Raw genomic sequence first — 12006 nt, forward strand, 5'->3', positions numbered from 1 at the left:
CGATGCGTGCCTGGGCAGAGCCGTCTAATACCAATAGTTCAGCAACAATTGACAATGCGAATGCATATACAGTCACACCCGTTTTCGGAGCAACTCAAAATAACAAAACCAGTAATTTTTTTGATATGACATTAACTCCGAAACAAAAAGATACATTCAAATTAACGATAACCAATACTACGCCGAACCCTCAAAAATTTAAAGTTCAGGTAAATACAGCAACAACAAATAGTAATGGGATAGTTGACTATACAAAAAGTAGCTTTGAAAAAGATCCATCGATGAGTTTGGTACTTAGTGATTTGATTAGTCCCAATAGGAAGGACATTAGTGTTCCTGGTAAACAATCACAAACGATTGATTTTCAAATAACGATGCCAGAAAAGTTATTCTCAGGAATTTTATTAGGTGGAGTGACGATTCGACCTGTAGAGATAGCTGGGGACCAAAGCAAGGGTGGGATTCAAAATGTTTATATGCATACGATTGCTATTCGGGTGAATGAAACAGCAGAGACCATACCTGCAAAATTGGAAAGTGGTTCTGTTAAAATTGGGCAAATTAACCGCCACAATACTGTTTCGATGGAAATAAAAAATCCACAGCGGAAGTTATTGTCAAAAGTCGAAGGAGATTTTTTTGTTAAAGAAAAAGGAACAAACAAAACGATCATTCACGAAAAGAAAAATAATCTTAGTTTTGCACCAAACACAAGGTTTGATCTGCCTATTTTACTGAAAGATTCGTTTAAACCTGGAAACTATACCTATACCATTAAGTTGAAAAACCATGAGGGGAGCTGGACGTTCTCAAAAGATTTCACGATAAACAAAAAGCAAGCTGATCAGTATAATAAGCGTTCTGTTGATCATAAAGTCAAAAACCTTCACTGGCTTAAGTACCTCATGGCCTTTTTAATTCTAGTTATTTTAGGTACCGTCTGCTATATCTTGGGAAAAAAGAAGGGAAAAATGAGGTTGTAAAACCTGCCTTTAAAATAGTTGACAATTATGCAGAAAAAATCATGCCAGTATGAATTATCTATGACATAAGGGAAGAATAACTGTCTAGCAAGGATAAACTGTCAAATTAGCGTTAATTTACGCAAGTCATTGGTGTTCCTTATTTTGGAAAGTAGTATTATACTATTATTGTTCAATGATTCACAATAGAAACAAGGAGGAAAGAACCATGTATAAAGCAATTGTCGCAGCAAAAGGAAAAACAACAAAAATTGTTGAAAAAGAATCGCGTCCATTGAAAGATAATGAAGCGCGGTTGAAAATGGAAGTCTGTGGTGTCTGTCATACGGATTTACACGTTAAGAATGCAGATTTTGGCGATGTTAGCGGTTGTACCTTAGGACATGAAGGAATTGGGATTGTTACGGAGGTTGGAAAAGACGTTACTAGTTTAAAAATTGGTGATCGTGCATCTGTTGCATGGTTTTATGAAGGCTGCGGGCATTGTGAATATTGTACTTCTGGTCGAGAAACGCTTTGTCGTTCAGTAAAAAATGCTGGATATACAGTTGATGGTGCCATGGCCGAAGAATGCATCGTCACAGACGGTTATGCAGTGAAAGTGCCAGAAAATTTAGCCTCAGAGCCAGCTTCCTCTATTACTTGTGCAGGGGTAACAACCTACAAAGCGATAAAAGAATCTGGGATTCGTCCAGGTCAATGGCTAATGATTTCAGGATTAGGTGGGCTAGGTAATCTAGCTTTACAATATGCCAAGCATGTCTTTAATGCAAAAGTAGTAGCTGTTGATGTGAATGATAATCAGTTAACTTTTGCGAAAGAAATGGGTGCTGATCTTTTAATTAATCCAGTTAAAGATCCTGATTTTGCTGCACAACTTCAAAAAGAAATTGGTGGTGTCCATGCAGCAGTAGTCACTGCGGTAGCTAAATCAGCATTTAATGGCGCAGTCGATGCAGTCCGTGCGGGAGGAACGGTTGTCGCCGTTGGATTACCTGTTGAGACAATGGATTTATCTATTCCACGTCTTGTTCTTGATGGCATTCACGTAGTCGGATCGTTAGTTGGAACCCGTCAAGATTTAAGCGAAGCTTTCCAATTCGGTGCAGAAGGAAAAGTTGTTCCTGTTTGTCAAACACGCCAACCAGAAGAAATTAATGCTATTTTTGAAGAAATGGAACAAGGAAAAATTCGCGGGCGCATGGTCATTGATTTTCGCAGTTAATTTAGTTTTTTAGTGATTCGTTGATTTAATCTGAAAACCATGAAAGGATGGATGGAATGTTTGCGAATCTTACTCTCCGTGAGAGACGACTGCTTAAACAAGCACAAGTGGGAGCCACAATTAGCTTTATTCTTTTGTTTGTACCAATTCTGACAATCAGTCTTTTGCATACTAGTGACTTATTAGCAAAATGGCTAGGTATAGTTGGGGTAATTATGGTTTTACCATTGTTGTATTTTGCGTGGCAGATTTTAAAGATAGCCTATAAAGATCAAAAAGATAATCCAACGCCTCCTTTGTGGGTTCCGAAAGTTTATGGGATTGGGCTTTCGATCAATCCCTATCACCGGTTTGGAAAGTTAATTTTTATATTGCTAGCGGTACTGATAGTTGGCATCATCATTAGTTTGCTTTTCACACCAGCAAGTCAAATCAATCACTAAAAAACGAGTAATCAACACCCTCTTGCTGAGCAGGAGGGTGTTGATTATTTTTAAATAGACTAGATTTGAGCAACAGGTATTAGATTTTTGAAAAAAGTCTTTCTTTTTCTGATGTAGATATTTTTGCAATAAAATCATCATTATAAGTGAATTAACAGGTTTATCAAGGGTTAATACTTGTTAATGGTGGCTGCTATAATTAACCGTTGACAAACACAAAAAAACCATCATACGATAATTATGTTATTAAAAAAGTGAAAAATTGGTAGTCAACAAATGAAAACGCATTCATCGGGAAATTGTGATTCTGTACTAAAATTTTTATATAAGATGAAAATAGATTGTTTTCATTTAATAATTTATTGAAAGGATGTGTTTATGAAGGGGTTACTGAAACTGACTTTCTAACAGTCTCAGTAAACTAAGAAAATCGTTATGACTTTTTATGACTTTTCATCTGGATAAAACTTTGTTGGGTTTTGGATTTTGCGAGTAATTGTGTCGGAACTATTCTATGGGGAGCAATTTTAAGGAGGAAAAAATGAACAAAGAGTATCAGGGTAAAAAAATTTACGGTAAAAAGCACTGGTTGACATTTTTATTAGTGAGTTCGTCTGTATTGGCGTTCCATTCGTTTGTTACGATGGATTCTCAAGTGGTTGATGCGCAAGAGCAAACAGCAAAAGAAGACGTAGCTGATTCAGCAACGTCAGTCGGAGCAATTGTGTCGATTGAAAAAGCGGAGAAAAACTTTGTCATTACGTATGCTTCTGGAAAAAAAGCACAAATTAGTATTTTAAACGACCATCTTTTTCGCTATCATCTAGATCCAACTGGTAAATTTGAAGAATATCCAACGCCAAATGATCCAAAGCATGTTGCGAAAATTACGGCTAAAACAATGGCCGACTATGGCACACAAGCCTTTGAGCAAACGAACATCACAGATTCAGGAAACCAATTTATTCTAGAAAATAATGGTTTAAAAATTATATTCGAAAAAGAAAGCGCTTTAATGAAGGTTCTAGACAAGAAAAAGAATCAAGTTATTTTAGAAGAAACCGCTCCGCTATCCTTTAAAAATGATAAAGCTACACAAACGTTAAAACAAAGTAGTCAAGAAAATTATTTTGGCGGAGGAACTCAAAATGGTCGATTTACGCATAAAGGAACAGCTATCCAGATTGTCAATACGAACAATTGGGTAGATGGCGGAGTAGCATCGCCTAACCCATTTTATTGGTCAACTGCAGGGTATGGCGTTGTTCGAAATACATGGAAACCTGGCAACTATGATTTTGGAAGTCATGATCCACAAACAACCACAACAACGCACGAAGGAACAGATTTTGATGCTTTTTATTTCTTTAATGATTCCTCAGCAGGTATTTTAAAAGATTACTATGAATTAACCGGGAAACCAGCTTTGATGCCAGAATACGGGTTCTATGAAGCGCATTTAAACGCGTATAATCGGGACTATTGGGTAAAAGTAGCAGAAGGAACCGCGGGAGCAGTTAAGTTTGAAGATGGTAATTTTTACAAAGAATACCAACCAGGCGATCTAGGAAACTTAAATGGCACGCTAGAATCTTTAAATGGAGAAAAAGAGAATTATCAATTTTCTGCACGCGCAGTTATTGATCGATATAAGAAAAACGATATGCCGTTAGGGTGGTTCTTGCCAAATGACGGCTACGGTGCTGGCTATGGCCAAACAGATTCATTGGACGGCGATGTACAAAACTTAAAAGAATTTACAGAGTATGCTCAAGCCAATGGTGTTGAAGTGGGGCTGTGGACTCAATCTAATCTCCATCCAGCGGATCCTAAAAATCCTAAAAAAGGAGAACGGGATATTGCGAAAGAAGTTAGTGTCGCTGGTGTTAAAGCTCTCAAAACTGACGTGGCGTGGGTCGGGTATGGGTATTCCTTTGGCTTAAATGGTGTAGAAGATGCCGCGAATGTTTTTGTAAAAGAAACAGACGGCGCAGTTCGTCCGATGATTGTTTCATTAGATGGTTGGGCCGGAACCCAACGGCACGCTGGTATTTGGACAGGCGATCAAACGGGTGGTCAATGGGAATATATTCGCTTCCATATCCCAACATATATCGGGACTTCGTTGTCTGGACAACCAAATGTCGGTTCAGATATGGATGGAATTTTTGGTGGAAAAAATAAAGAGGTCAACATACGTGATTTCCAATGGAAAACTTTTACACCAGTGCAGCTAAATATGGACGGCTGGGGCTCCAATCCGAAAACGCCATTTGCTTTTGATCAAGAAGCCACAGATTTGAACCGAGCGTATCTAAAATTAAAATCAATGATGATGCCTTATAACTACAGTATTGCCAAGGAATCAGTTGATGGACTACCAATGGTACGGGCCATGGCTTTAGAATTTCCTAATGAAGGAACAGCATATACAAAAGATTCTCAATACCAATATATGTGGGGACCCAATTTACTCGTTGCCCCAATTTATAATAGCAATCAAGATGAGGCAGGAAATTCAATCCGTGATGGAATCTACTTACCAGATGAAAAACAAGTCTGGGTTGACTTATTTACAGGCGAAAAATATCAAGGTGGCCGTGTCTTAAATGGAGTAAAAACACCGCTGTGGAAGGTGCCCGTTTTCGTCAAAGATGGCAGTATTATCCCAATGACGAATCCAAACAACAATCCAAAGGAAATCCAACGGGATCAACGATCTTTCTTGATTTATCCAAATGGCGCCACTTCTTTTAATATGTATGAAGATGACGGAATTTCAACTAGTTATGAAGCTGGGCAATCAGCTACGACTAAAATAAATAGTCAAGGCCCTAAATCAAACGAAAAAGGGGATCTGACCGTTACTATCGAACCGACAAAAGGAAGTTATAAAGACTTTGTTGATGAACGAAGCACCACGCTTGATTTGTTAGCTTCAGAAGCGCCCGAAAGCGTAACAGCAATGGTGGGGGGGACAGAAGTAACCTTGAAACAAGCAGCTAATAAAGAAGAATTTTTAGCTGGCACAAATCTATATTATTTTGATAAAGAATTCCAAGTGAATCAGTATCTTTCTGAAGCTTCAGGAGAAAAACTGAACCAATCAGCGTTATCAGTAAAACTAGCGAAACAATCTGTGACCGCCAAAGATGTTCAAATAACTGTCAAAGGTTTCATTAATAAAGGAACGGTTGACGGAGGAAATACAACGGTCGATGACCAGTTAACTATTCCGGCAAATGTCGCAATCAATGAAGAAAAAACAACGCCATCTTCTTTGACTCTTCAATGGGATCAAGTAACTGAGGCAACAAGTTATGAAGTAGAGCGTGACGGGACTGTTTTCGGAAATATTCAAACGAATACAGCAACATTTGATGGATTTTCCTTCCTAAGCGAACATACTTTTCGAGTTCGAGCTGTTGGAAAAAACGGGGTCTCTGAATGGAGTGAACCGATTAAAGGAAAAACACAAGATGATCCCTATAAAGAAACAATTAATCAAGTCAAAGCAACAAGTAATTTACCAGAACAACCAGGCGCAGAATTGAAGAAATTAACAGATAAAGATTTGAGTACAGGTTGGCATACGAACTGGTCAACCGGCATCGCTAATCCAAGTGATGGAAATTTCTTGACTTTAAAATTTGATCTTGGTGCGGAGTATCAAATGGATAAAATTGAATACTTGCCAAGAGACAATGCCGGCAACGGAAATATTTTGCAGCTCCAGTATCGGACGTCGAAAGATGGAGCTAATTGGACAGAGTTTTCAGAACCTATTAACTGGAAGCAAGATGCTTTGACAAAAACCATTGAAACGAAGGACCAAGCGTATCGTTTTGTTGAAATGAAGGTATTAAAATCGGTGGGTAATTTTGGCTCTGGTCGTGAGATGCTCTTTTACAAACAACCAGGAACAGAAGGAATCTTACATGGAGACATTACTAACGATGGAACGATTGATGAAAATGATGCAATGAGTTATCGAAACTATACAGGCTTAGAATCTGTGGACAGTGACTTTAATGGCTATGTTGAAAAAGGTGATTTAAATAAAAATGGGGTAATTGATGCTTATGATATCAGTTATGTTTTACGACAATTAGATGGCGGGATTGAGATACCTGATGTCGAAGAAATTGCGGGCGGTTTATCCCTTGCTGTGGTTAATGAAAATGGCAAGGATACCTATCTTTCTGGCGATACATTAACCTTTACACTTAAAGGTCAAGACTTAAAAAACATTAATGCGTTAAGCACCAAAATGTCCTTTGATTCTAGCAAATTTGAACTTGTCGGTCAGCCTGCAACCACGAATAATACACAACAAATGGAAAATTATTCTAAATATCGGAAACATTCAAATGATGTGGAGAATCTATATTTAGTTCTTAGTAATCAAGGAAATAAACAATTGTTAAATGGTTCAATGGACTTAGTTACCTTTAAAGTTAAAGTAAAAGAAACAACTCGCGTAAAACATGCGACAACTGTTGAGCAGCCATTACAATTTGATATGAGTCAAGGCTTATTAGTAGGCCAAGGATTCCAACAAGCCACACTTTCAGATTTTTCTGTAACAGTGAAGCCCACAGAGCTAGTAGATAAAGAGTTATTACAAGCGCTAATTACGCTAAATCAAGCACGTGTCGAAAAAGAATATACGCCTGAAACTTGGGCAATTTTTAAACCAGTCTTAGATGAGGCAGTAGCTGTTCTAGCCAATGAACAAGCCACACAGACAGACGTTTCTGCTGCTGTGGAAAACCTAGAAAAGGCTGCAAGTCAGTTGGAAAAAATGCCTGATGTAGCGAATAAAGCTGATTTAGAAAAAGCAATTCAAGAGGGGCTGGCGAAAAAACCAAGTGATGGGCAAGACTTCACCGAAGAAACTAAAAAAGTTCTCGAAGAGTCATTAGCAGCAGCTCAAAAAGTATTTGCTCAAGAAAAAGTTACTCAAGAAGAAATAGACCAAGCGACTAAAACATTGCGTGAAGCAATTGCACAATTAAAAGAACAACCCGTCGCCGTTGATAAGGAAACCTTAAAAGAGCAAATCGCTCAAGCCCGAGGAAGAAAGCCGGAAGAAGGATACCAATTTACAAAAGAAACAGAAAAACAATTGCAAGAAGCAATTCAAGCGGCTGAAGCAATCGTAGCGAAAGAAACGGCGACAAAAGAAGAAGTCTCAGAGGCTCTAAACGCATTGGAAACTGCAATGGCTCAATTAAAAGAAGTACCCCTTGTAAATAAAGACCAATTACAAGAAGTTGTCAAACGAGCGCAGCAAGTCACTCCAAGTGAAGGGCACCAATTTACTGCCTCCTCGTTACAAGATTTACAAAAAGCGCTTTTAGCAGCTAAAAACACATTGGAAAACCCAGCAGCTAATCAAAAAATGATTGATGAAGCGGTTGCTGAATTAACTAGTGCCATCGATGGGTTACAAGAAGAAGCGTTAGTTACAGATAAAAAAGCCTTAGAGGCAATGATAGCCAAAGCAAAAGCAATCAAACCATCTGCCGGAAAAGAATTTACCAGCGAGTCTAAAGCGCGCTTAACTGAAGCAATTGACCAAGCGGAAGGGATTTTAGCTGATAAAAATGCTCGGCAAGAACAAATTGATACTGCTGAAAAAAATGTAAAAACTGCTTTGGATAGTTTAGAGGAACAAGTCCTTCAAGCGGATAAAACAAAGTTGAGAGAACTGCTTCAAAAAGCAGAAACCTTGAAACCTAAAGCAGGAAAACAATTTACAAAAGCATCGCAAGAAGCTTTAGCTGAAGCAATTAAACAAGCAAAAGCACTTGTTGAGGACCCAAATGCGACGCAAGAAGCTGTGGACAAATGTTTAAGTATTTTAGCACAAGCCATTGAAGCAATGGCAGAAGAGCCAATCAGTAGCAACTCTACAGGCAACAATGGAAATCATGGCACGGTTAGCGGGACTGGTGGCGTAACCAGTCCAGGAAAGGGCACAGCAGCAGGTGGAACGACAACGAAAACCACCACTTCTGGTACTTTGCCAAAAGCAAATGAAGTTGTTTCGCCAATCTGGTCAATTAGTGGTTTTCTATTGATAGTAAGTATTGGTTTAGGAAAATTATTCTTCAAAAATAAAAAAGACCAAAATTAGCGTATCATTAACTTACAAGGCGCATTTGTACAAAAACAGTGTGCAAATGCGCGAGTATGTAATAGGAGAGGATTTTTACGAATGAAAAGAAAGAAAATCAAGAATCAACTACTTGTTTTAACAAGTATTCTCGTTCTTCTGAGTTTGGAAGTCGCTCCAGTTGTTACGTTGGCTGCAGAATTACCAAGTAGCTCGCTACAAACAGCTCTGTCCTCGGAAACGACAATTACTTCGGAAGAAAAAGTAATTGAAACAACCGAAACAACCGAAACAACTGTTACTACATCGACAACGACCACTAGTAGTTCGTCATCTGAATCAAGTAGTTTTACCGATACGACTACCGAATCAACGAGTCAGTCAACGACAGAAACGACAACCACAAATACTAGTTCTGAAACAAAAAAAGAACCTACAGAGCCAACGGTATCATCAGAAATCACGCAGCCTGTTGAACAATCGCAACCACCACAAGTTCCTGTGACCAAGCAAGAACCTGAAGAACCTATTCAAGTTCCTGAAGCCACCAATAACGTTGTTGAAGAAAATCAGGCTGTATCGTTAAATCCGTCCCTCAAAGTAGATGAAATAGCTTCTTCAAATTTAAAAGGCTACGAACTTCCACTGTTGTCGTCTTTTGGCGAAAAGAAACGGGCAGTCGTGGTGGCTGAAGCATTAAGACACGTTGGGAAAACAAAAAAAGAATTTAATTTGACGGAGCAAGCATTGACCAGTAGTTTCCTTGCCCAAAAAATTTACCAACAATTATTTAAAATAGACATTGGCAGTACACCGCAAGAACAAATGACATTTGGTAAAGTTCGTTCTATAGAGGAGGCAGAACCTGGTGATCTGATTTTTTGGCAAACAGCTGAAGGAAAAACGCTTCAAAATGGTGTTTATCTTGGCCAAGGAAAATATTTAATTGCCGCAGCGGAAGCGGATTCTAAAGAGGAACCAGAAGTAATTGGTCAGTTAGAGAATATCTATACTGCCAAACAACAACCAGACTCAAAAGAGGAAAAACGCTTGGTAGTGACTAATCCTTTTAAGGAGTTCACATTAACGGAGTATGGCAAAGAAGTTTTAGCAACATATGGTGCGTCATTTGAAATGCAGAAGTCAGAACAAACCACAGCGTTTATTAAAAAAATTGGTGAGACAGCCAGAGAACTTGGCGAAAAATACGATGTTTTTGCATCAGTGATGATAGCTCAGGCTATTTTAGAAAGTGGCTCTGGCGAAAGTCAACTAGCCAAAGAACCTTATTATAATCTCTTTGGCGTGAAAGGTTCGTTCCAAGGAAATAGTGTTAGCTTTTCAACAAAAGAGGCTGATCAGAGGGGCCAACTTTATACAATTTCCGCTGGGTTTCGCGATTACGGTGGCTATAATGACTCATTGCAAGATTATGTTCAATTACTCCGACAAGGGATTGACGGAAATCAAGATTTTTATAAACCAGCGTGGCGTTCGGAAGCCAAAAACTACCTTCAAGCAACGCGTTTTTTAACAGGTAAATATGCAACAGACAAGCAATACGATAATAAATTAAATTCGTTAATTGCGGTTTATAACTTAACGCAATTTGATTTACCAAAAACAGCAGACGGTTTGATTATCCAATCTAAAAATGAGCTGTCGGAAGCGGAACAGCAACAAATGCATTTTCCAGTCTATGATGGGATCAATTATAATCGGAGTGGTAGCTATCCCGTGGGCCAATGTACGTGGTATGTCTATAATCGTTTCAAACAGTTGGGCACTTCTGTGGATGAATTTATGGGAAATGGCAGTGACTGGGGAAGAAAAGGACGTGCATTAGGCTATCAAGTTAGTTCATTGCCTAAAGCTGGTCGTGCGATTAGTTTCCAACCAGGAGTTGCTGACGCAGATAATCAATATGGACATGTTGCTTTTGTTGAAGCGGTCACTTCTGATGGAATCATTATTTCTGAAAGCAATGTCATCAATGATCAAACGATTTCGTATCGTGTCTTACCTAATGCAATTGCTTATAGTAGTGGCGTGACCTACATTGGCGCTTAAGCGACTCATTCAACAGGAAGAAATGTGGATGTTTAAGTAAAAAGTTAGCACAATGATCCATGTGTGAACTAACAAATTAAAATAACCAGAATCGACCAATGAATTGATTTTGTCATGTATAAAATGACAAGAACAGTTTGGCGGTTGATTCTTTGTTTTTCATCAACGAAGAGACAATCGTCCTCATGATTCGTTAGAAAAAGATGAATAGTCCAAAGTACTCTTTCTTGATGCTTTGTTATTTTATGTTTTTGTTTGCAGTAAACTACTGAAATCGCTATACTAAATTTATGTGAATATACTAACAGACAATCAATTTTTTATCTCTTTTATTGGTGTATAAATTGATTGAACATTATAATCATTTGTCTTTTGTTGTGTAATTTTATATCTTCTTGAGAAAGGGATGAGTGAACAAATGGCTATTTATATATTAGAAGACCAAATTATTCAAGCAAAAGCGTTAGAAGCATTGTTAACAAATATCCTACATTCAAGAAATATTTATAATGAAACAATCCATTTATTTTCACGTTCAGATGAATTATTACAAGTGGCACACCAGGACGCCCAACTAAATATCTTTTTCCTAGATATTCAAATGAACAATCATATCCAGGCAGGATTTGAGGTTGCTAAAGAAATCAGAAAAACAGACAGTGAAAGTCTGATTGTATTTATTTCTACTCACACAGAATTAGTTTTAACTTCCTACAAATATATGGTTTCAGCTCTTCAATTTATTCAAAAGAACGTGGATTTTCTAGATTTCCAAAAAGAGGTCGAAACATGTGTCGATGCATATATTCAACAAAAAGAAAATATAAAGACAAAAAGTGAATATATTATCATTAACTTAAAAGCGTCTTCTATAAAAATGGATATTAATGATATTTATTTCTTTCAAACGGAATACGATCATCGTGTATCAATGGTTGGTAAAAATTTTAAAAGAGAATTTTATGGAACGTTATCAAAAATTGAACAACTGCATCCAGATTTGATTAGAGTTCATCAATCAATCATCATCAATAAAAAATATGCGTCAAAATTAAATTATAAAACGCATCTTTTAACTATGAGAGACGGAACGGAAGTACCAGTCTCAAGAAGATATTATACTCAGGTCAAGGCACTATTTCTTACTTAGGGAGGGATAATGAC

General features: G+C 37.8%; 6 protein-coding genes. All 6 read left to right on the forward strand.

Annotated elements, in window-relative coordinates; all coding sequences use genetic code 11:
• Window positions 1-2 precede the first annotated feature (2 nt).
• The 6 genes from IGL80_RS06335 (at window position 3) to fsrA (ending at window position 11992) form a co-directional block, all read left to right on the forward strand.
• Entirely contained in the window at window positions 3-983 is a 981-nt protein-coding gene (locus IGL80_RS06335) for a DUF916 and DUF3324 domain-containing protein (protein ID WP_085366453.1), read from the forward strand.
• A 208-nt stretch (window positions 984-1191) separates the two neighbouring features.
• Complete coding sequence (gene adhP / locus IGL80_RS06340) at window positions 1192-2208, forward strand: alcohol dehydrogenase AdhP (protein WP_002374623.1); 1017 nt, start codon at window positions 1192-1194, stop codon at window positions 2206-2208.
• Window positions 2209-2255: 47 nt separating this feature from the next.
• Window positions 2256-2651 carry a hypothetical protein gene (locus IGL80_RS06345; protein ID WP_002361986.1) on the forward strand — a complete coding sequence of 132 codons (396 nt, stop codon included), beginning with the start codon at window positions 2256-2258 and terminating at the stop codon, window positions 2649-2651.
• 514 nt (window positions 2652-3165) lie between these two features.
• The gene (locus tag IGL80_RS06350) at window positions 3166-8793 is read left to right on the forward strand and encodes a TIM-barrel domain-containing protein (protein ID WP_164979391.1); all 5628 of its coding nucleotides are present in this window, start codon (window positions 3166-3168) and stop codon (window positions 8791-8793) included.
• An 81-nt stretch (window positions 8794-8874) separates the two neighbouring features.
• Window positions 8875-10842: an amidase domain-containing protein gene (locus tag IGL80_RS06355; protein ID WP_085366417.1), complete on the forward strand. Its 1968-nt coding sequence runs from the start codon at window positions 8875-8877 to the stop codon at window positions 10840-10842.
• A 418-nt stretch (window positions 10843-11260) separates the two neighbouring features.
• The gene (gene fsrA / locus IGL80_RS06360) at window positions 11261-11992 is read left to right on the forward strand and encodes a response regulator FsrA (RefSeq protein WP_078126945.1); all 732 of its coding nucleotides are present in this window, start codon (window positions 11261-11263) and stop codon (window positions 11990-11992) included.
• Window positions 11993-12006 lie beyond the last annotated feature (14 nt).

The organism is Enterococcus sp. DIV2467a, from assembly GCF_050532945.1.
GTDB classification, from domain to species: domain Bacteria; phylum Bacillota; class Bacilli; order Lactobacillales; family Enterococcaceae; genus Enterococcus; species Enterococcus faecalis.

What these genes read in the sequence shown, in the direction of transcription:
- adhP (WP_002374623.1), top strand. Translation starts at nt 1,192, where the DNA reads ATGTATAAAGCAATTGTCGCAGCAAAAGGAAAAACAACAAAAATTGTT.
- IGL80_RS06350 (WP_164979391.1), top strand. Translation starts at nt 3,166, where the DNA reads ATGGGGAGCAATTTTAAGGAGGAAAAAATGAACAAAGAGTATCAGGGT.
- IGL80_RS06345 (WP_002361986.1), top strand. Translation starts at nt 2,256, where the DNA reads ATGGATGGAATGTTTGCGAATCTTACTCTCCGTGAGAGACGACTGCTT.
- fsrA (WP_078126945.1), top strand. Translation starts at nt 11,261, where the DNA reads ATGGCTATTTATATATTAGAAGACCAAATTATTCAAGCAAAAGCGTTA.
- IGL80_RS06355 (WP_085366417.1), top strand. Translation starts at nt 8,875, where the DNA reads ATGAAAAGAAAGAAAATCAAGAATCAACTACTTGTTTTAACAAGTATT.
- IGL80_RS06335 (WP_085366453.1), top strand. Translation starts at nt 3, where the DNA reads ATGCGTGCCTGGGCAGAGCCGTCTAATACCAATAGTTCAGCAACAATT.